A 21,850-nucleotide genomic window follows, 5' to 3' on the forward strand; every position below is an offset into this window, starting at 1 on the left:
AGCGTGCGCAGGATATCGCGCCGTTGCTGGCCATGGCAGAAGACGTGCTTGCGGGCGGCGATGCGGAGCGGGCGATCGCCATCTTCGCCCAGATTAGCGAGATGGCGCCGGACAATGCCGAGGCCCTGGGCGGGCAGATCCGCGCCCTGGTGGCGGCCGGTCATCTCGATGAGGCGGACGGGCTCGTGGCCAGCCTGCCCGAGGCACTGGCGCACGACAAGGCCATCGAGCGCGGACGCTCGGCCATCGCGCTGGCGCGGTCCGCCACGCCGGGCGTGGACGTGGCACCGCTGCAGGCCCGCATCCAGGCCAATCCGGACGATCATGACGCGCTGTTCGAGCTGTCGGCCGCCCATATGGCCAATGGCGACCGGGATGCCGCCGCCGAGGCGCTGCTGACCAGCATCGCGCGCGACCGCAGTTGGGAGGATGGCAAGGCGCGGACGCAGCTGCTCCAGCTCTTCGAGGTGGTCGGGCTGGAAGATCCCTGGGTTGCCGGCCAGCGCCGTCGCCTTTCGCAAATTCTCTTCGCCTGAGGCTGTGATGCAGCGCAGGCTGGCCATCTTCCCGCTGGGCGGGGCGCTGCTGTTCCCGCGCATGCACCTGCCGCTGCACATCTTCGAGCCGCGCTATCGGGCGATGGTCTCGGAGGCGATGGCCAAGGACCAGCGCATCGGCATGATCCAGCCGAGCGGACCGGGCGAGCCGGCGCCGCTCTTCTCCATCGGCTGCATGGGGCGGATTACCGAGATCGAGGCGCTGGATGACGGGCGCTTCAACATCATCCTGGCCGGGGAGGCGCGCTTTCGCGTGCAGCGGGAGCTGGATGTGCCGACCGCCTTCCGTCAGGTGGAAGTCGAGATCATCGAAGGCGTCGAGGATGAACCCGGCGTGCTGGCGCCCAGCGAGCGCGCGGCGCTGGAGGATGAGGCCCGGGCGTTCGCGGCGTCGCTTGGCTATGAGGTCGAGTGGGATGCGGTCGAGACGCTGGACGACGAAATGCTGGTGAATGCCATCGCTCAGATCGCGCCCTTCGATCCGGCGGCCAAACAGGCCCTGCTCGAAGCCGATGCGCTAAGTGACCGCAACGAACTGATCATCCAGCTCATGCAATTCGCGCGGCGGGGCGATGGCCAAGGGAGCCAACGCCTGCACTGATCGTCAGGCAGGCGCGGGAGCCCAATGGGGTCAGGCGGCTAGGGGCAGGGGCTGTGGCGCGTGGGTGCCCTGATCGATGGGCTCTGCAGCCAGCTCGGCGTGGGCGGCTTCTGCGTCGACCACCACGACATCTGCGATTGGGCGCGAGGGTGCAGGGAACAGCCAGCGGCTGACGGCGACGACAAGCCCGACGCCAAGATAAATGCCAACCGTTGCAGCGAGATTGAAGAAGGCACCACAGGCAAGCGCCGCGCGCACCCAGGTCGGGTTGATGCCGAGATCCTCGCCAATGGCCTGGCAGATTCCCAGCAGCGTATCGGGGCGTGCGAGCATCGAGGGGTGTGAGGCGGACATCGGTTGGCTCCTTGAAGGCGGGCCGATCCGTTCGACCCGCTGTCCTCTCCAAAGCATGTGTCGTGCCAATTTGTGGCTGGGGCTGCTTTTACGCCATTTCGCTGAACGTCAGCGGAACGGACATGGCAGAAAGGTATGAAAATTTTCCCGACGTGTGGGAGATTTCACTAACCTTGCCCACGTCCCGAGGCATTCCTTTGATCGCGGCGCTAGACCGCGATATCCATGGCGGGGCTGGGCGCGAGCAGGGATCGTGCAGCCCGGAGCAATTCCTCCGCGCTGAACGGCTTGGTCACGATCGGTTGGCGCGCGAGCAGGTCCGGCAATTGCGCCGCACCATAGCCGCTGACCATCAGGAACGGGATGGCGCGGGCCTGCAGCAGCGCTGCGATGTCCTCGACCGTCTCGCCCTGCAGATTGCCATCCAGCAGCACGAGGTCGAACTGGCCGGTCCGGGCCTGCTCCAGTGCCTGGTCATGCGTGGTGACCGGCCCGATGACCTGCGCGCCGCTCTCGCCCAGCACAGTCAGGATATCCAGCGCGACCAGAGGCTCGTCCTCCACGACGAGCACGGACTTGCCGTCCAGCGAGCCTTCGGTGGTAACCTGGAGGACGGGCTGGGGCGCCGTCCGTGGGATCGCGGCGGGGGCAGACTTCCTCACGACGGCACAGGGCAGGGTCAGGGTCCAGCGCAGGCCTTCCGGCTCGTACGTGGCGGTGGAAGCCCCGCCCTCGCTGCGCAGGCTGCGCTCGATCAACATGCTGCCGAAACCGGTGCGCGATGGCGGCGAGACGGGCGGCCCGCCACGCTCCACCCATTCCAGATGCAGTTGCTCATCCTCCAGCGTCCAGTTCAGCGCGACGTGGCCTTCTGCGGTGGATAGCGCGCCATATTTGAGGGCGTTGGTCACCAGTTCGTGCAGGACCATGGAGAGATGCAGGGACGGCTCGGGCTCCAGGTCCACGTCGGGCCCGGACGCGGAGAGGCGGTCGGGACCGACCACGCCCATATCGAACTGGCCGTGGATCAGCTCGCGCAGGCTCGCGGCTTTCCATGTCGCTTCGCTCAGCAGCGAATGCGCCTTGCTCAGCGCATGGATGCGACCAATAAAGGTCGGCGCGAAATCGGCGGGATCGGCCGAATGGCGCAATGTTTGCGAGGCGATGGCCTGCACGGAGGCCATGGTGTTCTTCACCCGGTGGTTGAGCTCGCCCACCAGAAGCCGCTGGGTTTTTTCGGCCCGCCGGCGCTCGGTGACGTCGAGAATCTGTACTTCCACCGAGAGCAGCCGCCCGCCGGCGCCATGGACCGCGGAACAATAGCATTCCGTGTCGATGTCCGTCCCCTGGCGGCTGTGCAGCACGAGGCTCAGCATGTCGCGCTGTTTCACGCCGGCGCGGAAGTCCGCGAACAGGCTGTGCAGGGGGGCAGTGCCATCGGCATCGCTCCAGGCTGTCGTGGCGAGGTCGCCGCCCAGCATTTCCCGCTCGCTCCAGCCGAACATGCGCTCGGCGCCCTTCGACCAGCCGACGATCCGCTCGCTGTCATCGAACTCCACGATGGCGAGCGGGCTATTGTCGCGGTGCGCCTGCAGCCGGCCCAGTGCGCGGCTCAATTCATCGCCATGGCGCGCCAGTGCCTGCCGATGCCGGTGCAGCTCGACAAACACCTCCACCTTGCTGCGCAGAACGAGCGAATCGATCGGCTTGAGCAGATAGTCGACGGCGCCGGCTTCATAGCCGCGGAAGCGCCGCGTCTCGTCGGTTGCGACGGCGGTGAGGAAGATGATCGGGATCCGGCGGGTCCGCTCGGTGCCGCGCATCAGCTCGGCCAGTTCGAACCCGTCCATGCCCGGCATCTGCACATCGAGCAGGGCAAGGGCGAACTCGTTCACCAGCAACAGCTCCAGCGCCTCGGCGCCCGAACCGGCGCGGGCCGTTTCCACGCCGTCATGAGCCAGCAGCGCTTCGAGCGCTTCGAGATTTTCCACCACGTCATCGACGATGAGGATGCGGACCGGATCAGGCGACATGGCCGGGCTCCTGTGACGGGACGAGGTTGCGGCGATAGATTTTTTCCTGAGGCACGAAGTCATCAAAGCAGCCTGACGTCCGCGAGAAGCGCAGCGTCTCACGCGAGCCTAGGCCGAGATAGCCGCCGCGCACCAGCGAATTGGCGAAGAGATCGATCGCGCGGTCCTGCAGGTCGCGGTCGAAATAGATGAGCACGTTGCGGCTGGAAATCAGATGCGCCTCGGCGAACACCTGATCCGTCGCAAGGCTGTGCTCGGCGAACACCGCGCGCGACCGCAGCGACTTGTCGAACACCACGCCGCCATAGGCTGCGGTATAATAATCGGAGAGGGATGTATGCCCGCCGGACAGCCGGTGGTTCTCGGTGAACTTCGCGATGCGGCTCTGCTCGTAGACGCCGCTCTGCGCATTGTTGAGGGCGCCGGGGCTGATGTCCGTGCAGTAGAAGATCGTGCGTTCCTCCAGCCCTTCTTCCCGGAACAGGATGGCCATGGAATAGAATTCCTCGCCATTGGCGCAGCCGGCGATCCAGACCTTGATCGAGGGGTAGGTCCGCAGATGCGGGATCACCTGCTCGCGCAGGGCCCGAAAATAATCGGGATCGCGGAACATCTCGCTCACCTGGATGGTCAGGTAGCGCATCAGCTCGCCAAAGGCGGCGGGGCTGCGCAGCACGATATGCTGCATCTGGGAGAAGCTCTCGCAGCCAAGATGCGGCTGGGCACGCAGCAGGCGGCGGTGGAGCGAATTGCGCGAGTATCCGCGGAAGTCATAATGATAATGCCGCCAGATCGCCTCGATGAGCAGATCGGCTTCCAGCACGTCCAGCGGGGCAAGCTCGGCTTCGGGGGTCATCGCGGCATCCACACGCGCACCAGCGACAATAGCTTGTCCACGTCGAGCGGCTTGGAGAGATAATCATTGGCGCCCGCTGCCAGACATTCCTGCTGGTCGCGGTCCATGGCCTTGGCGGTCAGGGCGATGATCGGCAGGTTGCGCCACTGGTTCTGCCCGCGGATGTGGCGGGTGGCGGTCAGGCCATCCATCTCCGGCATCATCACGTCCATCAGCACCAGATCGACCATCGGCGCCTCGCCCTTTGCGGACTGGTCCAGCGCGTCGAGCGCTTCCCGGCCGTTGCGGGCGATGCGGATGGTGGTGCCATGCGGCTCGAAAATGCTGGTCAGTGCATAGACATTGCGAATGTCGTCCTCGACCACGAGGATGGTTTTGCCGTCCAGCGCGACATCCCGGTTGAGCGAGCGGACGACCATCTCCTTCTGCGCCTCGGGCAGTTCGGAAACGACTTGGTGCAGGAATAAGGTCACCTCATCGAGCAGCCGCTCGGGTGACTTTGCGCCCTTGACGATGATCGACTTGGAGTAGCGGCGCAGGCGCAGCTCTTCCTCGGGGGAGATGTCGCGGCCCGTATAGACGATCACCGGCGGGAAGCCGATCGTCTCATCCTCGCTCAGCCGTTCGAGCAGATCGAGGCCCGGCGTATCGGGGAGATTGAGGTCCAGCACCATGCAGTCGAAGCTGGTCGTGCCCAGCTGGTCGAGGCATTCGGCCGCGCTGTGTGCGGCCACCGTCTCGACATCGCGCGAGCCCAAGAGCAGGCCGATGCTCTCGGCCTGGCGGGCATCGTCCTCCACCACCAGCACCCGGCGCACGCGCTGCGAAATGCGCGTCTCCAGCGCTTCGAGCATGTCGACCAGTTGCTCGCGCCGCACCGGCTTGAGCAGATAGCCCACGGCGCCATTGGCCAGCGCCGCCTGTGCATCCTCGCTCACCGAAACGATATGCACCGGGATGTGCCGCGTGCGCACGTCGCGCTTCAACCGGTCGAGCACGGAGAGGCCAGTGTGGTCGGGCAGGTTCATGTCGAGGATGATGGCGTGGGGCAGATATTGCCGGGCCAGCAAGACGCCTTCGTCCGCCGTTCCCGCGACGAGGCACTGGAAACCGAGTTCGTGCGAGAGGTCGGCGAGGATTTCCGCAAAACGCGCATCATCCTCAACCACCAGGATCAAGCGGGAATCGCCGGAAAGCACCTCGCGATCATCCGCCACCGGCGACTGGCGCGGCAAGGCTGGCATCGCCGGCCCACGCGCGGGTTCCGGCAGGGCAGGGCGGGATTGCGAGCGGCCCTGATCGAGCGCGGATGGCTCCAGCTCGAGCGGCAGCGTCAGCGTGAACACGCTGCCTTCGCCGGCGGCGCTCTCGACGCCGACCGAGCCGCCGAGCAGCCCGGCCAGTTCGCGAGAAATCGACAGGCCAAGGCCGGTGCCGCCATATTTGCGGCTGACCGTCCCGTCCGCCTGACGGAAGGCATCGAAAATGATGCCGAGCTTCTCTGCCGGGATGCCGATGCCGGTATCCCGCACGCTCAGCGCGACCCCGCCGCCCGGCGCGGCCGATGCCCGCAGCGTGATCTCACCGGCGGCGGTGAACTTGATCGCGTTGGAGAGGAAGTTCTTAAGCACCTGCTCGACGCGCTGGGCGTCGGTGCGGATGTCGGCTGGCAGGCCGGGGTCGATTTCTGTCCGCAGCGCAAGCCCCTTCGAGGTCGCGCCTGCGGAAAAGGTCGCGCTCAGGCGCTCGAACATGGTCGAGAGCTTGGCCGGGCGGATGTCCAGCTCCACCTTGCCCGCCTCGATCTTCGAGATGTCGAGAATGTCGTTGATCAGCGCCAGCAGATCATTGCCGGAGGATTCGATCGTGCGGGCGTGCTTGACCTGATCGGCCGAGAGATTGCCGGCGCGGTTCTCCCCGAGCAGCCGCGCCATGATGAGCAGCGAATTGAGCGGCGTGCGCAGCTCGTGAGACATGTTGGCGAGGAATTCGGACTTGTAGCGGCTGGCCTTCTCAAGCTCGGCGGTCTGCTCCTCAAGCGAGGCCTGGGCCTGTTCCAGCTCGTCGCGCTGGGCCTCAAGCTCATGGGCCTGATTTTCCAGCGAGGCGTTGCTCTCCTCCAGCTCGGCCTGCTGCGCTTCCAGCCGCGCCTGGGATTCCAGCAGCCGCTGGCTCTGCGCTTCCAGCTCCTCATTATTGGCTTGCAGCTCTTCGCCCTGCGCCTGCAGTTCCTCGGCCTGATGCTGGGTTTCCTCCAACAGCGCCTGAAGCTGCGACCGATAGGCTGCTGAGCGGATCGAGACGCCAAGCTGCGCGGCGATCCGCGTCATGAAAGCTTCGGCATCTTGCGTGGTCTTGCCGGTCAATCCCAGTTCGATCACGGCGTTGACTTCGCCATCGGCGCGCGCGGGCGCGACCAGAATCTGCTGCGGGACCGCCCGGCCGAACGCCGAGCCGTAATAGAGATAATTTTCCGGCACCTCGGTCAGCAGAAAGCTGCGCTTGTCGCGTACGGCCTGACCGAGCAACCCATCGTCTGGCGTGATCTCTTGCGGAATGGGGGCGTCCTGCGGAACGCCATAGACGGCACGGCGCTGAAAGCTCGCTTGCTCGCGCACGAACAGGGCAGCCGCTTGCGCGCCGAGATATTCGGCCAGGTAGCGCAAGGCCCGCTGGGAGACCTCTTCGATCGACAGGTCGCCAGCAACGGCATTTCCAAGCCCGACCTGCCCGGCCTGCAGCCAATCCTGCCGGGCGATTTCCAGCTTGCTGCGGATGAACATGACGCCAACGGCAGCCAGCAGCCAGTTCACGGAGGCGCCGATGACGCGGTTGACGATGGCGATGTTCGGATCGACCCCATCGCGCGCGAAGAAGAAGCCCATGATCGTCAACAGCGTCGCCAGCGACGCGGTGACGAGCGGCGCGAGGGGAGCAGACGCCAGGAAGGCGAGAACGGTAGGGAGGAGGTAGATGACCCAGACAGCGGTACCGAGGGGAAAGATCAGGTCTCCGGCGAACGGGATCGCCAGAAGAAAGGCGATGGCGGCATAGAGAAACACTTCGCGATTATTATGAAGCACTTAATGCCCGCCCTTTCAGATGCCAAAAGGGCAGATAGCTCAGACCCCCGAGGGGAACGCCAATCAGGCATTTTGGTTCCCGCACCGTTTAAATGCGTGAAGAAATTTCTCGGCGGGGCTGTTCGGCGCCTTGATAACCGGGGAATCCGGACAGGCAGGATGATGCGCATGGCCGGGCCTGGCTGACCCGGCCATGCGCGTTGTGCGTTTAAAGCCGCCTCATGCGGGCGCGCTTTCCGCCGCTGCGGCGATGGCGTCGTCGAGATCCTTGGCGCTGTGTCGCTCGGCAATGCCGCCGCCCGGGCGTCCTGCAGCATTGACGAGCAGGCCGCGGCTCACACCCTTGCGGGCATGGAGCTGCGTCACCCAGCGGTCGACATTGCGATACTCATGGACCGAGAGGAACTCCTGCGCATCATAGGCACTGCGCATCATCGATCCATACCAGGGCAGGATCGCGAAATCGGCGATGGTGATCTCGTCGCCGATGATGAATTCATTGTCGGCCAATTGCTTGTCGAGCACGTCGAGCTGACGCTTGGTTTCCATGGCGTAGCGGTCGATGGCATATTCGATCTTGATCGGCGCATAGGCATAGAAGTGCCCGAAGCCGCCGCCGACGAACGGCGCGGAGCCCATCTGCCACATCAGCCAGTTGAACGTCTCGGTGCGCTTGCGCAGGTCGGTCGGCAGGAAGGCGCCGAACTTCTCGGCCAGATAGACCAGCATCGATCCGCTCTCGAACAGGCGCAGCGGCGGGTTCTGACTGTAATCCATCATCGCCGGAATCTTGCTGTTCGGGTTGATCTTCACGAAATCGCTGCCGAACTGCTCGCCGGTGTAGATCTTGATCAGCCAGGCATCATATTCCGCGTCATAGCCCGCGGCCAGCAGCTCCTCCAGCATCACCGTGACCTTCTGGCCATTGGGTGTGCCCAGCGAATAGAGTTGGAGCGGATGTTCGCCGATGGGCAGGGTGATGTCCTGCCGCGCGCCCGCCGTCGGCGCATTGATGCTGGCGAACTGCCCGCCATTCTCCGTCTCGTTGCGCCACACCTTGGGCGGAACATATCCGGCGGGCAGATTGTTGGCGGGGTCGCTGTCGGCCATGGTCTTGTCTCCTGTGCGCGGTGTTATGCCGCCAATCTAGCGCCTGCGCGCGCACAGACCAGCGCTGCGTGGGATGAGTTTGTCTCTGCCCGCGCAAAGCGGCGCTTTACCCGATCGGTCGAGCGCCGCTCGCGTGGATGCTCAGAAGGGCAGCCAGTTGCGCTTTTCGCTGAACTTCATGTAGCCGGCGTTGACGCCCAACCGATAGCCGACGCCCAGCCGGATGGGGATGAGCACGATATCACCCCAGCGCATGTAGCTCGCGTTGAAACCGCCGACGAGATAGGCGGCGCCCTCGCCGGCCGGGAAGCGCTTGTAGAGCTCCTGGCTGTCATAGAGATTGTAGACAAGCACGAAGGTCTTCGCGGCATTGCCGCCGAGGTCGAAGCCGATGGACGGGCCGGTCCAGTAGACGTCGCGTTGGCCCTCGATCTTGTGGAACAGCGTACCCGATCCGTAGCGCAGGCCGATGCCAATGGCACCCGAGGCCTCGCGCCCGGCGATGTAGGCGATCGGCTCGCCCTGATCCTTGAGGATGTTCTCGATGATGCCGGCGAGCCCTTCGGCGCCCTTGCCGAAGACGCCCTCGGCCGCGCCGATCAGATCGTCCTTCTTGTAGGTGTTTGCGGCGGCATTCTCGGGCACGCCGGCGGCCTCGGCCGGTGTGGTCGCGGTCTGGGCCGTGGTGCTCGCCGGGGGCGCGGGAGGCGGGCTGGTTGCCGGATCGTTATAGACCGGATCGGCTGGCGGGTAGGACGGCGCAGGCTCGGATGGCAGCGGCGTCTGGTTCGCCGGCGCGCCGGGCGCGAGATCTGCGTCGATCTGCGTGTTGGGATCAACCGTGTTGATCTGGGCCGCGGCAGGCGCCGCCACCAGTGCCGCGCTGGCCACCAGCCCGATCGCCCAAGTGATGAGAGGCTGGATCGGTGCTCTCGTCCGGTTCATTCAAATGTCTCCCGCAATCGCAGATCGGCCAGCGGTCGTGCCGCAATATCGCTGGCACGATCAGACCCCCGCTCGAGCTTAGCTATCCGTTCGCCCGGATGAAACGACAATGAACGAACGGTGAGTCGAATCGATTTCGCGTCAAACCGAATCGATTTCCCGCTCGGCCGCTGGTCCATTGAGGCTGTTGATCGCCTCGAACAGCTGGCGTTCCGCTTCCGCGCGAGGCAGGCCGGGCGGAATGAGCGGCGCCAGCCGGTAGGTGATGACGCCGGAGCGCTTCAGGAAACTGTTGCGAGGGGAAAGCCGGCCCGTATCCAGCGCCACCGGCAGCACGGGCACGCCGAGCATGGTATAGAGCCCGGCAAAGCCAGCCTTGAGCGGGGCACGCTCGCCATGCGGCACGCGCGTCCCTTCCGGGTAGAGCAGCACGGGGCGGCCCTCGGCAAAGGCGGAGCGCGCTTCGGCACGGATGCCGCGCAGCGCGCTGGCACCGCCTGCCCGATCGACGATCATCAGCCCATAAGCGCGCGCCACCGCGCCCCAGACCGGGATGTCCCCCAACTCGCGCTTGGCGGCGATCACCGGGCGATGGAAGAGGATCACGGCGTCCAGCGTCTCGAACATCGATTCATGCTTGGAGACAATGAACACCGGTTCGTCCGGGAAGGCGCCCTCCACGACGATCTTCTGGCCAAGCACCCAGCGCGCCAGAAACCGGTGAATGCGCGACCACACCGCCGCGAGCGGCACGACCTTGCGCGCCCCGAACGGCATCACGCTCAGGCAGGCGAGCAGCAGGAAGACGGTCATGCCGTAGAACAGCACCGAAAACAGCGCCGAGCGCAGCGCCGTGACCAGCGTGCCGAGCGGGGACAGGGGCGGCATAGGCTGTCCGTTCCCGCTCAAATGCCGAGGAGACCGGCAATCCGCCGCAGGGCGAATTTGTGATATTCGCGGAACAGCACGGTCAGGCTCGGGTGAGACCGCACGGCGTCCGGCACGATGCGGACCGAAGGATCGATCTGGCGCGAGAGTTCATATTGCGCGCGGCGCATGTGCCAGTCGGTGGTGACAATCCGCACGGAGGTGTAACGGTTGCGGCGCAGCCATTGCGCCGTCTCGATGGCATTGGAGCGGGTGTCGATCGCCTCACGACCCAAGGTGATGCAGCAGCTCATCAGCGTCGGCGAAACCCTGTAGAGCGCAGCAAATTCGCCGCGCCGCACGTCCCGGTCCACGCCCGAGACCAGCAGATGGCGGCTCTGGTCGCGGCGGAGGAGGGCCAGCCCGCGCTCGATGCGTCCTGCCGAACCGGTGAGCACGACGATGGCGTCGGTCTTTTCATCGTCCTGCGGCTGGGGCAGCAGCAGGGCGAACCAGGCAAAGCCGAACGCCCAGATTAGCAGGATGATCGAGAGAAACCGCCGGATCACAAGGAGCGCTCCAGCGCTCGCCGCAAGGTGAGGCGCGCCGATAGCGACGCGACGCCCACGCCCGCCACCGGCAGCAGCGGGAAGATGATCCACGCGATGCCGGGCAGCGAGGCGCTGCTCATGAGATCGGACGCCACGGCCGCCATCGAGCGGCCGACAAGGATGATGACGAGCGTCGCCGCCGCATAGCCCACCACGCCGCCGAACAGCGCATCGAGCATCATCCGCCGCTGGAACAGGCGCACCACCTGCGCATCGGTGGCGCCCAGCATGTGCATGATGTCGATGGTGCCGCGATGGGTGGCGTGCGCGCCTCGCGCGGCCAGCACGACCACGGCGCCGGTCGCAAAGGCCATCAGCGCGACCACGGCGAAGGCGACGAGGCCGATGGACCAGACAAGCTGGGCGAGGGACGAGAGATAATCGCCATGCGGCTCGACGCGGGCATGGGCGTTGATCTCTTTCACTGCCTTGTCGAGCACAGCGAGGCGCTCGGTCCGCGCGCTCTCCGGGGTCAGCAGCTCGGCATCGATCAGCGCCGGCAGCGGCACGTCAGCCAGCTTGAGGTCGTTGCCGAGCCAGGGCGCGAGTTGCGCCGCCAGTTCACTCTCCGGCACGACATGCACGGTGCCGACATCCTCGGCTCGATCGAGCAGGCCCACGATGCGGCGCACCGCCTCGCCGCGCGCCCGCGGATCGGCCTCGGCCACCTGCACGGTCACGCGGCCGGAGACCTCATCCACCAGCGCCCGCGCGCCTTGATTGAGGGCGAGGCCGGCGGCGGTTGCCAGCACGGTCAGGAACATCATGATCGCGATCACCCACGGCATCGGACCGGTCAGCCGGCCCTGCGGCAGCAGCGGGCCAGGGCGATAAGGGCGGCTCATGCCTTCGAGCGGATTGCGCGCCATGGCTCAGGCTGGCCCCGGCTGATGGGGCGCGGGGCGATAGGGGGAGGATAACGCGCTGACGCCATCCTGCCCCTCGATCGGCGCCATGCGTCCACCCTCCAGCCGCATGGTCCGCGCGCCGGAGACCTTGCCGAGCAGGGCAGTGTCGTGCGTGGCGACGACGATGGTGGTGCCGAGCTTGTTGAGCGCCTCAAACAGGGTGATGAGCCGGGTCGCCATGTCCCGGTCCACATTGCCGGTCGGCTCGTCGGCCACCAGCAGTTCCGGCCGGCCGATCACGGCGCGTGCAATGGCGACGCGCTGCTGCTCTCCGCCCGAGAGGGTGGCGGGCAAGGCATGGGCGCGGTCGGACAGGCCGACCCAATGCAGCATCTCCTCCACGGGCGGACGGATCTGGTCTTCGTTCACGCCGGCGATGCGCAGCGGCAGCGCGACATTATCGAAGGCCGAGAGGTGCGAGACCAGCCGGAAATCCTGAAACACCACGCCGATGCGGCGGCGGAAACTCGGCAGACGGGCGCGGGGCAAGGTGACGATATCGGCATCGAACAGCCGGATCGCGCCGCGGCTGGGGCGCTGGGCAAGATAGAGCAGCTTGAGCAGCGAGGTTTTGCCCGCGCCGGACGCGCCCGTGAGGAAATAGAAGGCCCCTTCGTCGAGCGAAAAGCTGAGGTCGGACAGCGTCTCCGGGCCGGGCCCGTACCGCAGCCCGACATTCTCGAACTGGACTATTCTAGCCATCGCCGCGATTGCATGTCCCCATTATTGGCGCGCGGCCACGCCCGCCGATGATCTGCCGCGCCGTGCATGGCACAGGCCCCCATTGCGGGCAAGGTGGCGGATGGTGCGCCGGCCTCGCGCGCGTCCCGCGGGCCCTGTCGTCCGTCGCTGTGGGGATATCCCCGGCCACGTTCAAACGCCCGCTTGCCCTCTGCGGGAAACCGGTGTTTATGGAGCGCGATGATCCTCGTCTGCCCTCAATGCGCCACACGCTATGTTGTGCCCGATAGCGCGATTGGTGCTGCGGGCCGTCAGGTCCGGTGCGCGTCTTGCCGCCACAGCTGGTTTCAGGAGGGCGCGCCAGTGGAGCGCCCCGAGCCGGCGATGGCCGATGCTACGGCGGACGCCGGCCTTGCGCCGCATGAGGCCCCCGCATCCGCACCCGTCGAGAGTGCAGAAGCGCATGCTCCTGTGGCGCCGGTCGCGGTCGGCACTGAGGAAACCGCCGCCGCAGCGCCCCCGGCTGAACCGCGTCACGACCCGATCGATCCGCCGCCTGCTGCCGCGCCGGCGCAGGAGTTCGTCCATTATCCCGACGAGCCAGCCGAGGCGCCCACCCGTCCGCGTCGCAATCCCGCCAGGCTCTGGACGGCTGCGGCGCTCGCCTTCTTCGTCGCCGTGAGCCTTGCCGGCGGTGCGCTCGCTTATTTCGGCCCGCCCAACTGGGCCGTTGCGCTCGGCTTTGGCGGAGCGCCTGCGACCTCCGGCCTCAATTTCTACCTGCCCAAGCCTCCCGAGCGCCGCAACCTGCCGACCGGCGAGGAATATTTCGCGTTCAGCGCCCGCATCCTCAACGATAGCGACCAGGAACAGACCGTTCCGCCGGTGGTGGTCGAACTGCGCGACGATCAGGGCCGGCTGGTGTTCAGCTGGATGACCAAGGCGGACAAGTCGACGCTCAAGCCCAATGAGGAAGCGCGCGTGTCCGAGAGCCGGCTGGACATCCCCAAGAACGCGCGCAACCTGGAACTCAGGTTCGCCGATAACGCCGGCTGACCTGCCAGAAGCGCGCTGCCTGCAGCACCATCGCCGCCGCCATGCCGAGCGCCGCGGCGAACGCCAGTCCCGCCGATCCCCAGCCCTGCGCATGGCCGTACCAGCCCATCACGCCCATCACGCCGAAGAAGGCGATGATGCCATTGATGCTGGCCACCACCTGGTCGCCCAGTGATCGCAGCGCGGCGACGAAGATCGCCTGGATGCCGTCGCACAGGATGAACGGTGCCAGAATGAGCAGCATGACCAGCGCTTCCCGCGCCACGGCGGGTTGCGCGGTCAGCCCAGCAACGATCGGCCGGCCGAAGAGCAGATAGGCAAGCACCACCGCACCCATGAACAGGATGGAGAGGCCGCACGCGATCATGGTGCGGCTGCGCGCTTCCCATGGCTCGCCCGCGCCCACCGCATTGCCGACCCGCACGCCCGCGGCAGAACCCAGCCCCAGCGCCAGCGCAAAGCCGAGATTATGCAGCGAGAGCATCACCTGAAAGCCGCCGGCCACGATCTCGCCCATCTGCGTGGAGAGGATCATGAGATAGGAGAAGCCGAGCACTTCCATGGCGGCGCCAATGCCGGGCATGGCGCCGAAGCGGACGATCGCGCCGATGCCGCTCAGCGCGCTGCGCCAGGCCGCCAGGTCGAGACGGCGCAATCCGCGCTCGCGCGCGCTTGGCAGCGTCCACGCCATATAGGCCATGGCCAGGCCGCCGCCCAGCGAGGTCAGCGATGTCGCCAGCGCGGCGCCGAACGCGCCCATCGCCGGGAAACCGAGATGCCCGAGCGCCATGGCCCAGGTCAGCACGGCATTGACCGGCAGGGTGGCGAGGTTGACGATCAGCACCCGGCGCGGCGCGCTCACCCCTTCCAGAAAATAGGCGCAGCCGATGGAGAGCATTTGGCCGGGCAGCCCCAGCATCATTGCGGCCAGCACATAGGCGCCGGGATCGACCAGTGCATCGGCGACGCCGGTCAGCGCCAGCAGGGGGCGGGCGAACAGGGCGATGACGATGGCGCTGGGCACGCCGAGCAACAGCCCGGTCAGCACCGCTTCCCGCCATAGCGCCCCGGTGCGTGCCAGATCCCCGCCGCCATCGGCGCGGCTGGCGAAGACGATCACGCCGGACATGCCGGCCAGCAGCAGCATCAGGATGACGAACATCACCACCCGGCCGGCTGCCAGAGCGCCCAGTTCGCCGGTGCCGGCATAGCCCACCACCGCGACATCGACGAGGTGCATGATCGTCCAGTTGAGATTGGTCAGCACGATCGGCCAGGCTAGCCACGCGATGCGGCGGGCCTCGCTCAGCAGGCCGGTGTGGCGGGGTGGAAGGATGGTGTCAGTGTCGGACATGAAGCTGCTTGATCAGGAGAGGAGGGGAAAGAGCGAGCGGGACCGGAAGTTATGCACTCCGCGCACGCGTGGGGCATACTGATTCGCGCGGCGCAGGCTGCGGAGTATCGAAGTGACGAAACGCATAGTCAGCACAGCCGCGTGGCATCGGATCGGTCCTTCCGGCGCAGCCATGGTCGGGCTTTTAGCGCCCGCGACACAAGGACTGCGAAAATCGTGATAAAAGCGCGTGCATTGGGCACGTCAGCGCCCTGCTGGATCGCCTGCAGGGGCGTGCAAGTCAAGCCAACAGCCCAATCCCACGCCGCGTTTCACGCTATATCACGATGAAGTGCGAAGGACGGTTGCATGCCCCGAATCCCTTTGCTAAAGGCCGCCGCCTACCCGGGGGCCATCGGCTCCCACCTCCCTGATGTGCGGTCGTGGCGGAACTGGTAGACGCGCAACGTTGAGGTCGTTGTGGGCGAAAGCCCGTGGAAGTTCGAGTCTTCTCGACCGCACCATACAGTCCATGAAAAACCAGTAGAATCGGGCAGGCTAGCAGCCTGGCCCCATTTGTCGCGCAGTTCTGCGACTCTGAGTGCGATGATCACGCAAAGGTGCGGTCAGAGACGCGCAAACTCTGCATTTTCCGGGTGCAACAAATCAGGGCCGTCTCTGGCCCTGACTTTCTGACTGCAGTGGGGTGTGGGTTCAGGTGAACCCGAGCGCGCGGCGCTGATCAGCCCAGTCGAGTGGAAGATCGGTGCTGGTGAGCGAACGCACGGTGAAGTTGGCCGGCTGCCGACCTTCGAGAACAGCCGTGACGATATTAGGTGCTAGGCAGGAGAGGGCGACCAGCTTTCCGAGCCGCGTGCGACAGCGTCCCTGCTCGGACGCGATGGCAGCGATGGATCGATCCGGACTACCGAGGATGAGCTGGCGTGCCCAATGTGCTTCAGCCAGCAGCGTGACCAGCTTCTCGTCTCGATTGGCTTTGGTGGGGCGGAGCATTTCCGGGCCTGGAATAATGAGACGCAGCTGATGTCCTCGCCGCACCTTCAGCACCGGGAGGATCAGCTCTAATGCTTCTCGTTCGCTCGACTGATCGAGGCCGAGCAGCGCCGCGAAGCGGTTTTGATGGATCAACAGCTCGATGCGGTCTTCGCGCATCATGATCCGATCGATCGCGGCGAGGATCGGTAGCTTGTCGGCGTTGGACCCACTGGTGATCGCGCTCGCTTTAAGCGCTGCGGTCTTTAGCGCGCGATCAAGCACGTCCGCTGAGACCTCGCCAGCCAACGCCATGACCGCGTGACGGTCCATGAGATGCGTCGATAGCTGACCCAGGATCAACTTCTCAAGATCGTGGGCGCCGACCCGCCAGGCCGGTGTCCCGTCGATCAGGTCCGGCCGGGTAACATAATAGCGATAACGCTTGCCCGGCTTGGTCGCGTGGCTGCTGGTCATAGCGCGACCTTCACCATCGAATAGGAGGCCAATGAGCAGGCTCGGCTGGATCGCCCTGATTCGTCGCGAGCTGCCCGAAGCGTTGGCCTTCAGCTTCTCCTGAACGGCTTCCCAGAGCGAGGTCGGGACAATCGCCTCATGCTCACCATCGAACCATGCTCCCTTGTGCGAGAGCTCTCCTATATAAATGCGGTTGGAGAGCATGTGGAACAAGGTGCCACGGCGGAAGATGCAGCCGCCGCGATGAGGACCGCTAGTGCGGCGCTGGACCTTGGTGCGATATCCTTGCGCATTCAACTCTTCTGCAAGTTGGACAACCGAGCTCAGCTCGAGATAGCGTTGCATGATATGCCGGACTAACTCTGCCTCCCCCAGGTGAGCAACGAGCTTGCGATCATCGACCGCATATCCCATCGGTACTGGGCCACCCATCCAAAGCCCTTTGCGCTTCGACGCTGCGATCTTGTCACGAATGCGTTCGCCGGTGACCTCGCGCTCAAACTGCGCGAACGAGAGCAGCATGTTGAGCGTAAGCCGCCCCATGCTGGTCGTGGTGTTGAACGACTGGGTGATCGAGACAAAGCTGGCCTTTGCGGTATCGAGCACATCCACGATCTTGGCAAAGTCGGCAAGGCTGCGGGTCAAACGATCGATCTTGTACACCAGGATGATGTCGACCTTACCAGCCGCGATGTCGGCCAGCAGCCGCTTGAGGCCGGGGCGCTGCATATTGCCACCCGAGAACCCGCCATCGTCATACCGGTCCGGAACCAGCGTCCAGCCTTCGTGACGCTGACTCAGCGCATAGGCAGCGCATGCTTCATATTGCGCGTCGAGGCTGTTGAACTCCTGATCGAGCCCGTCCTCGGTCGACTTGCGGGTATAGACCGCGCAGCGCAGGCGCTTCTCAGCCACCCCGCTTCAGGCCGGACCAGTGTGCACCGGTCACCAATTTGGCGATCTCGCTGAGCGAGCGATAGGGGCGCTCCTGCCAGACGAATGCCTTCTCTTGGACCTCGACCACGATGGTCTGGCCGTTCCACTCACGGATCAAGCGTGTACCCGGCGCCAGCACAGGGGCAGGGGGCTTTGAACGAGTAGCAGCACCGGAAGAGGCCGCTGCTCTCGTCAGCTCCCGTGCAACCAACACTGGCAAACCACCCAGGCGTCGTTCCTGGGCGACCTGTGCCACCAGCCGCCTGAGCAGAGCGACTGGCACGTTAGGCGGGTCCATCTTGGACAGCTGTTGCCATCGTTCGCGCAGTTGAGCGGCGTCGAGCGAGGGCGGGGCAGCAAGCTCCTTGTCGAGCTTGCTCATTGCTCCTCGGGCTCCGAGCGACCGATGATTGTGTAACGAGTGATACCATCGACCGACGTGCGAGCGATTTCATATCGTTTCTTACGCAGGCCGGTCAGCGCAGCCCGGGTGGTGTTGGGCTGCCAGCTCGTCAGCTGGATCATCTCTTCGAGGCTGGCGCTTTGAGTGCGCTGCAGAATCGAAATGACCTGCGCTATCTTAGAGGCGAGCGGAATAAGCTTATCAGTATTAGCCTCGGTCATGGGTGGTCTCCTGGTTGTGAGCAGCGACGTGCTGCTCCCACCACCCAAGGCCCCGGGAATCACATCCTCCAGGGCTAGGCCGCAGGCTTTTCCGGCTCTGCGAATAGCAATGCTCGGTTCGTGGGCGAAGTCGACTGGAAAGTGCACGCCTGGCAAAGCTGGATATCGAGGGGGTTAAGGTCAGACAGTTTCGACACGCGTCTTCTACGTAGGAAAACCGGGAAGCGGCCGTTCATTTATAGCTCCGCGAACACGGCTGGCGATTTCCGTATTGGGGACGGTCTGGAAAGGCAGATGCAGGGCGCCAGTGGCCGCAAGCTGCCCTTCCTTCACGCGCGCTGCTGAACGTCGGCTAATGGGGACGGTCCGAACTGTCCGCTTTTAAACCTGTCCAGGCTGCAAGTCGACGTTCGTTCAGCCCGCCAATCCAATGTCCGTTTAATCGGACTTTGCTGCCGTTCGCGTGCGGCGTGTCGAACGGCGCCTCTTGTTAAGAAGCCAACGTTCAACGTTCGCCCGACCGGCATCTGGGAACGTCAGAAGCTGGCCGGTTGCGGACTGACAGCTTTGCGACACGCAACGCGGAGAGCAGTCGTTGGCGCGGTGTTAACACTGCCCCGATGTTCGCCGATAGGGCCGCAACCGAGAGCCGCCACTGTCCATGGTGGTGGCAATTCCGAGGATGCGCCTCACCTCATCACGAATCAGAGCGAACTCGTACTTTTCACCGAGAATGACGCAGATTCCGTTGTCGGGATCGACCAGCTTGAAAATATTGCCCAACGCGTCATCGGCCAGCTCATGGTGAACGACGATTGGCGAAGGGAAAAAATGCCCGACGCGACGTTGAAGCAAAAACTCGTCCAGATACTCGTCGTAATGCTCTAGCGCATTGCGGAGCTTGCGCTGACCAAGCGGGCTGGATTCATCGACGGCGAAAGCGCTTCGCAGATTTTCACCACGGGCGAGGCAGAGCGTTGAATGTCCTGAGCTGGGCGGCTGTAGACCGGCGTCAATTTCTTCCGGACTAGCGACGCCCCACCAACATACGCCGTTCCTGATAGAGCTCGCGGGCGACCGCTCCCAACGAAAGCAGCCGTCGCTGAGGCAAACTGGACGTTCGTCTGCCGGAAAGTTGAATCAACCGTCACGCCCATTGTTGCAACATAGATTTCGAGGTGGGTTTTCGGATGCCCATTCGGCAAGCCCAGCGTTCCGGGCTCCCGCGCAAGGTCTGTCTCGAGGGGCAGCGCTTGCGCGAGAGGTATACGGTGGTTTCTAAACAGCCTTCCGGCAACGTGACCGTAGTTCTTACCGCCTCAGTCAACATCACGGCTTGACGCCACTGATACAGTATGACAGGTTTCCTTGTCATTACGAAAAGGATGCTTGTCATGGCTGGAAACGCGCCGATGACCACTAACCGCATAAAAGTGTGGCTTGCTCTTGCCGCCCTCCCACTGGCCATCGCACCGATCGTTCTGTTGGCCACCGGGCTTTGGCTCAGAACGCACGACGCCAAAACTCTTGGTTTGATAGCCGTAGCTGGCCCCGGATACGCCTTGGCCTATGCCACATTCATAACGCATCATTGGCAGCGCAAGGCTGATGAGGTGGAGCGGGCGAGTATCGGTTTCTCCGTGAAGTGGGGCATGTGGGTTGGTACGGTCGCGTTCATACTGCTTTTGATGGTGCCCATCTTCCAGAACATGGCGGCTTCCTTCGTCTGGAACTTCATGAGCGTTCCGCGCCCGGCTGTTGGCGAAAAGATTGTCGTGCTCGCAATGACTTTGGGATTGTGTGGGGTCGTGTTGCTACAATCCATCGGAACATTGATTATGAGCGCGGTCTGGTGGTCGAGGAAGCGGTAATCCAGGGTCGTTTGATGAGGAATCGGATTCGCGTTCTCCGGGCAGAAAAGGGCTGGAGCCAGGCCGAGCTTGCAGAAAAGGTCGGCGTTTCCCGCAACTCGATAAATGCGATTGAAAACGGAAAATTCGATCCGTCGTTGCCGCTCGCCTTTCGTATCGGAGACGCCTTCGCGCTAAAAGTCGAAGATGTATTCCTGCGAGATGACTAGCCCCCAAAGGCCAGTCCGTCAGGTTCTGCTGTCCACCAAACGTCCAATTTCAAGATCGTTGAGCCAAGTAGCAGGGTGAGTGCCGGCGTGCTCTCGAAATCCTTTCAACAACAGCCCCCACCATTTAACTGTCAGAGATCCCGGCGATGCCACGCGGATCAGCCGGTGCACTCCACATGGAAGTGGCATCCTGGCCAGTTAAATATTGAGTTTTGACGAGAGCTGTCGCTCCTTGCAGTCTTCTGGAACGGCCGCAAAGTCCCAGTGCTGGTCGGGTCGTTGTACCCCAGCAGCCGGATGAACGAGCGGCGGCTTTCAACGAGAAGCTTCGGGCCGTCTAATGTCCCATTTTAGGGCGATTTGCGAAGCTCGGAAGCAGGTGCCAGGGGAACGAGCGTCATTAACACTTATTTTACCACGCCTGCGTCCACTTGAGCTCCCCGCCCGTATCTCGCGCGCGGGCACATTTCTGTCGCCTGCATGAAGAGAAATGTGGGAGACGATTAATGTTCAAAAAGGCAAGCGGGCTCATCGCGATTGCGGCGCTTTCATTTAGCCTGCCGGCTCACGCCGCGCAGTATATGTTCAACTTCACGACAAGCACTCCCCTATTCGGTGGTTCGGTGACCGGCAGCGGAGTTTTCACAACGTCTGACACCCCGATGATCGTCGGGGGGCAGACGGCCTACGCCGTCACCAGCATCACCGGCCAGGTGAACGGCTTCGACATCATCGCTCCGACCGGCAGCTACGGCAATTACTTCACAACCGGCCCAAGTTTTCTTGATGGCACCGGCGTCACATTCAGGACCACCGGCAGCAACAACCAGAATACGGTCACTTTCTTCAACCAGAGCAGCAACGGCATCTACCGGGTGAACACCTTCTCGCCTGGTAGCTCGTCTTTCGTGACCGCCAGTTCCAGCGCAGTGGCACCAGTCCCCGAACCGGTCAGCTGGGCACTGTTCATTGTCGGCTTTGCACTTGTAGGTACAGCATTACGCACGCGCCGGCCATATCTCGTGGCACTCACGGCCTGAACATGCCGCGGTTGGTCGGACGCTGCCTCACCGGTGCGTCCGGCCGGCTGCAATATGAATTCCCTATGCATAACCTGACAGGCCGCTATGCTCCCGCGCTCTGGGAAAACCGCCGAACGATATGACCGAGGCCGCCGATCGTAACCGCGAGAAGCTGGTGGCAGCACTGGCTCAAGTGGCGCGTGCCGATCCAGCTGCGCTGCGGCAGGTTTATGAAATGACCAGTGCGAAACTATTCGGCGTCTGCCTCCGTATCTGCCAGGATCGAGACATTGCTGCGGATATCGTGCAGGAAACCTACCTCAAGATATGGCAGCGCGCCGGACGTTTCGATCCGGCCAAGGCAAGCCCGATCACATGGCTGTGCGCCATTGCGCGCAATGGGGCGATAGACTGGTGTCGTGCGAATCGTCGGATGATCATCGTCATCGATGACGCCGGCACGATTGCCGATACGCGCGCCAGCGCCCCGCAACAGATCGAAGAGGCGCAGAGCCAGGCCCGCATCGTCCATTGTCTGGAGGAACTCGGCGGTAATCCAGCCGAAGCGATCCGCGCGGCCTTCTTCGGCGGTCTCACCTATGTGCAGCTCTCTCATCGCATGAATGTCCCACTCGGCACGATGAAGAGCTGGATCCGCCGCGGGCTCGCGCAGCTCAAGGAGTGCATCGGCGATGGCTGACGCAGCGCTCACTCCGGAAGAGC

Annotated in this window: 22 protein-coding genes and 1 tRNA gene (1 of these 23 cut by a window edge); 8 read left to right on the top strand and 15 right to left on the bottom strand. The window is 64.2% G+C overall.

The window, feature by feature from the left end; translation table 11 throughout:
• Together M2335_RS02785 and M2335_RS02790 are read left to right on the top strand one after the other, a co-directional pair.
• Positions 1 to 536: the 3' portion of a tetratricopeptide repeat protein gene (locus M2335_RS02785; RefSeq protein WP_181558439.1), read on the top strand. It extends 376 nt beyond the left edge of the window; the window shows 536 of its 912 coding nt (coding positions 377–912); the start codon falls outside the window, past its left edge; its stop codon occupies positions 534 to 536.
• A 7-nt stretch (positions 537 to 543) separates the two neighbouring features.
• Complete coding sequence (locus M2335_RS02790) at positions 544 to 1,158, top strand: LON peptidase substrate-binding domain-containing protein (protein WP_413716098.1); 615 nt, start codon at positions 544 to 546, stop codon at positions 1,156 to 1,158.
• Positions 1,159 to 1,188: 30 nt separating this feature from the next.
• On the opposite strand, the gene M2335_RS02795 is transcribed toward M2335_RS02790, so the two are convergent.
• The 10 genes from M2335_RS02795 to ftsE form a co-directional block, all read right to left on the bottom strand.
• Positions 1,189 to 1,512, bottom strand: coding sequence for a PspC domain-containing protein (locus M2335_RS02795; RefSeq protein WP_264593687.1), 324 nt, complete (start codon positions 1,510 to 1,512; stop codon positions 1,189 to 1,191).
• 209 nt (positions 1,513 to 1,721) lie between these two features.
• The gene (locus M2335_RS02800; protein ID WP_264593688.1) at positions 1,722 to 3,545 is read right to left on the bottom strand and encodes a response regulator; all 1,824 of its coding nucleotides are present in this window, start codon (positions 3,543 to 3,545) and stop codon (positions 1,722 to 1,724) included.
• Positions 3,535 to 4,401 (bottom strand): CheR family methyltransferase, encoded by an 867-nt coding sequence (locus M2335_RS02805; protein ID WP_264571847.1) that lies wholly within the window; start codon positions 4,399 to 4,401, stop codon positions 3,535 to 3,537. The genes M2335_RS02800 and M2335_RS02805 overlap by 11 nt, the downstream gene beginning before the upstream one ends.
• On the bottom strand, positions 4,398 to 7,484 hold the full coding sequence (locus tag M2335_RS02810; protein ID WP_264593689.1) for a response regulator: 3,087 nt from the start codon (positions 7,482 to 7,484) through the stop codon (positions 4,398 to 4,400). The genes M2335_RS02805 and M2335_RS02810 overlap by 4 nt, the downstream gene beginning before the upstream one ends.
• Before the next feature lie 219 nt (positions 7,485 to 7,703).
• Positions 7,704 to 8,594: a glutathione-dependent disulfide-bond oxidoreductase gene (gene yghU, locus M2335_RS02815; RefSeq protein WP_264593690.1), complete on the bottom strand. Its 891-nt coding sequence runs from the start codon at positions 8,592 to 8,594 to the stop codon at positions 7,704 to 7,706.
• Between the two features lie 141 nt (positions 8,595 to 8,735).
• Positions 8,736 to 9,539: a DUF1134 domain-containing protein gene (locus tag M2335_RS02820; protein WP_264593691.1), complete on the bottom strand. Its 804-nt coding sequence runs from the start codon at positions 9,537 to 9,539 to the stop codon at positions 8,736 to 8,738.
• Between the two features lie 141 nt (positions 9,540 to 9,680).
• Positions 9,681 to 10,427 (bottom strand): lysophospholipid acyltransferase family protein, encoded by a 747-nt coding sequence (locus tag M2335_RS02825; protein WP_264593692.1) that lies wholly within the window; start codon positions 10,425 to 10,427, stop codon positions 9,681 to 9,683.
• Positions 10,428 to 10,444: 17 nt separating this feature from the next.
• Complete coding sequence (locus tag M2335_RS02830; RefSeq protein ID WP_264593693.1) at positions 10,445 to 10,975, bottom strand: YdcF family protein; 531 nt, start codon at positions 10,973 to 10,975, stop codon at positions 10,445 to 10,447.
• The gene (locus M2335_RS02835; protein ID WP_264593694.1) at positions 10,972 to 11,886 is read right to left on the bottom strand and encodes a cell division protein FtsX; all 915 of its coding nucleotides are present in this window, start codon (positions 11,884 to 11,886) and stop codon (positions 10,972 to 10,974) included. Before M2335_RS02835 ends, M2335_RS02830 begins: the two co-directional genes overlap by 4 nt.
• Before the next feature lie 3 nt (positions 11,887 to 11,889).
• Positions 11,890 to 12,627 (bottom strand): cell division ATP-binding protein FtsE, encoded by a 738-nt coding sequence (ftsE, locus tag M2335_RS02840; protein ID WP_264593695.1) that lies wholly within the window; start codon positions 12,625 to 12,627, stop codon positions 11,890 to 11,892.
• 219 nt (positions 12,628 to 12,846) lie between these two features.
• Here ftsE and M2335_RS02845 point away from each other — a divergent pair, with 219 nt between their 5' ends.
• A complete protein-coding gene (locus M2335_RS02845; RefSeq protein ID WP_264593696.1) occupies positions 12,847 to 13,662 on the top strand; it encodes a zinc-ribbon domain-containing protein in 816 nt (271 codons plus the stop codon).
• On the opposite strand, the gene M2335_RS02850 is transcribed toward M2335_RS02845, so the two are convergent.
• Positions 13,637 to 15,016 carry an MATE family efflux transporter gene (locus M2335_RS02850; protein WP_264593697.1) on the bottom strand — a complete coding sequence of 460 codons (1,380 nt, stop codon included), beginning with the start codon at positions 15,014 to 15,016 and terminating at the stop codon, positions 13,637 to 13,639. The two genes, M2335_RS02845 and M2335_RS02850, sit on opposite strands and share 26 nt — an antisense overlap.
• Before the next feature lie 416 nt (positions 15,017 to 15,432).
• On the opposite strand from M2335_RS02850, the gene M2335_RS02855 reads away from it, so the two are divergent.
• Positions 15,433 to 15,519, top strand: a tRNA-Leu gene (locus M2335_RS02855).
• A gap of 190 nt (positions 15,520 to 15,709) precedes the next feature.
• Here the strand turns inward: M2335_RS02855 and M2335_RS02860 are convergent.
• The 4 genes from M2335_RS02860 to M2335_RS02875 form a co-directional block, all read right to left on the bottom strand.
• Entirely contained in the window at positions 15,710 to 17,380 is a 1,671-nt protein-coding gene (locus M2335_RS02860) for a recombinase family protein (protein ID WP_264593698.1), read from the bottom strand.
• Positions 17,373 to 17,783 carry a DUF2924 domain-containing protein gene (locus M2335_RS02865; RefSeq protein ID WP_264593699.1) on the bottom strand — a complete coding sequence of 137 codons (411 nt, stop codon included), beginning with the start codon at positions 17,781 to 17,783 and terminating at the stop codon, positions 17,373 to 17,375. Before M2335_RS02865 ends, M2335_RS02860 begins: the two co-directional genes overlap by 8 nt.
• Positions 17,780 to 18,025 carry a DUF3489 domain-containing protein gene (locus M2335_RS02870; protein ID WP_264593700.1) on the bottom strand — a complete coding sequence of 82 codons (246 nt, stop codon included), beginning with the start codon at positions 18,023 to 18,025 and terminating at the stop codon, positions 17,780 to 17,782. Before M2335_RS02870 ends, M2335_RS02865 begins: the two co-directional genes overlap by 4 nt.
• Positions 18,026 to 18,631: 606 nt before the next feature.
• The gene (locus M2335_RS02875) at positions 18,632 to 18,880 is read right to left on the bottom strand and encodes a hypothetical protein (RefSeq protein WP_264593701.1); all 249 of its coding nucleotides are present in this window, start codon (positions 18,878 to 18,880) and stop codon (positions 18,632 to 18,634) included.
• Positions 18,881 to 19,380: 500 nt separating this feature from the next.
• On the opposite strand from M2335_RS02875, the gene M2335_RS02880 reads away from it, so the two are divergent.
• The 4 genes from M2335_RS02880 to M2335_RS02895 all read left to right on the top strand — a co-directional run bounded on the left by M2335_RS02880 (position 19,381) and on the right by M2335_RS02895 (position 21,827).
• Complete coding sequence (locus tag M2335_RS02880) at positions 19,381 to 19,896, top strand: hypothetical protein (protein WP_264593702.1); 516 nt, start codon at positions 19,381 to 19,383, stop codon at positions 19,894 to 19,896.
• A 14-nt stretch (positions 19,897 to 19,910) separates the two neighbouring features.
• Positions 19,911 to 20,105, top strand: coding sequence for a helix-turn-helix transcriptional regulator (locus M2335_RS02885; RefSeq protein ID WP_264595346.1), 195 nt, complete (start codon positions 19,911 to 19,913; stop codon positions 20,103 to 20,105).
• Positions 20,106 to 20,611: 506 nt separating this feature from the next.
• Positions 20,612 to 21,145, top strand: a complete 534-nt coding sequence (locus M2335_RS02890; protein ID WP_264593703.1) for a PEPxxWA-CTERM sorting domain-containing protein — start codon at positions 20,612 to 20,614, stop codon at positions 21,143 to 21,145.
• 121 nt (positions 21,146 to 21,266) lie between these two features.
• Complete coding sequence (locus M2335_RS02895) at positions 21,267 to 21,827, top strand: sigma-70 family RNA polymerase sigma factor (protein ID WP_264593704.1); 561 nt, start codon at positions 21,267 to 21,269, stop codon at positions 21,825 to 21,827.
• Positions 21,828 to 21,850: the final 23 nt, after the last annotated feature.

Source organism: Sphingobium sp. B12D2B (genome assembly GCF_025961775.1).
In the GTDB taxonomy this organism is placed as follows: domain Bacteria; phylum Pseudomonadota; class Alphaproteobacteria; order Sphingomonadales; family Sphingomonadaceae; genus Sphingobium.

Coding starts and splice junctions, on each gene's coding strand:
- M2335_RS02870 (WP_264593700.1), bottom strand. CDS start 18,025: ATGACCGAGGCTAATACTGATAAGCTTATTCCGCTCGCCTCTAAGATA.
- M2335_RS02865 (WP_264593699.1), bottom strand. CDS start 17,783: ATGAGCAAGCTCGACAAGGAGCTTGCTGCCCCGCCCTCGCTCGACGCC.
- M2335_RS02825 (WP_264593692.1), bottom strand. CDS start 10,427: ATGCCGCCCCTGTCCCCGCTCGGCACGCTGGTCACGGCGCTGCGCTCG.
- M2335_RS02805 (WP_264571847.1), bottom strand. CDS start 4,401: ATGACCCCCGAAGCCGAGCTTGCCCCGCTGGACGTGCTGGAAGCCGAT.
- M2335_RS02895 (WP_264593704.1), top strand. CDS start 21,267: ATGACCGAGGCCGCCGATCGTAACCGCGAGAAGCTGGTGGCAGCACTG.
- ftsE (WP_264593695.1), bottom strand. CDS start 12,627: ATGGCTAGAATAGTCCAGTTCGAGAATGTCGGGCTGCGGTACGGGCCC.
- M2335_RS02890 (WP_264593703.1), top strand. CDS start 20,612: ATGTTCAAAAAGGCAAGCGGGCTCATCGCGATTGCGGCGCTTTCATTT.
- yghU (WP_264593690.1), bottom strand. CDS start 8,594: ATGGCCGACAGCGACCCCGCCAACAATCTGCCCGCCGGATATGTTCCG.
- M2335_RS02790 (WP_413716098.1), top strand. CDS start 544: ATGCAGCGCAGGCTGGCCATCTTCCCGCTGGGCGGGGCGCTGCTGTTC.
- M2335_RS02850 (WP_264593697.1), bottom strand. CDS start 15,016: ATGTCCGACACTGACACCATCCTTCCACCCCGCCACACCGGCCTGCTG.
- M2335_RS02795 (WP_264593687.1), bottom strand. CDS start 1,512: ATGTCCGCCTCACACCCCTCGATGCTCGCACGCCCCGATACGCTGCTG.
- M2335_RS02835 (WP_264593694.1), bottom strand. CDS start 11,886: ATGGCGCGCAATCCGCTCGAAGGCATGAGCCGCCCTTATCGCCCTGGC.
- M2335_RS02800 (WP_264593688.1), bottom strand. CDS start 3,545: ATGTCGCCTGATCCGGTCCGCATCCTCATCGTCGATGACGTGGTGGAA.
- M2335_RS02880 (WP_264593702.1), top strand. CDS start 19,381: ATGACAGGTTTCCTTGTCATTACGAAAAGGATGCTTGTCATGGCTGGA.
- M2335_RS02885 (WP_264595346.1), top strand. CDS start 19,911: ATGAGGAATCGGATTCGCGTTCTCCGGGCAGAAAAGGGCTGGAGCCAG.
- M2335_RS02845 (WP_264593696.1), top strand. CDS start 12,847: ATGATCCTCGTCTGCCCTCAATGCGCCACACGCTATGTTGTGCCCGAT.
- M2335_RS02820 (WP_264593691.1), bottom strand. CDS start 9,539: ATGAACCGGACGAGAGCACCGATCCAGCCTCTCATCACTTGGGCGATC.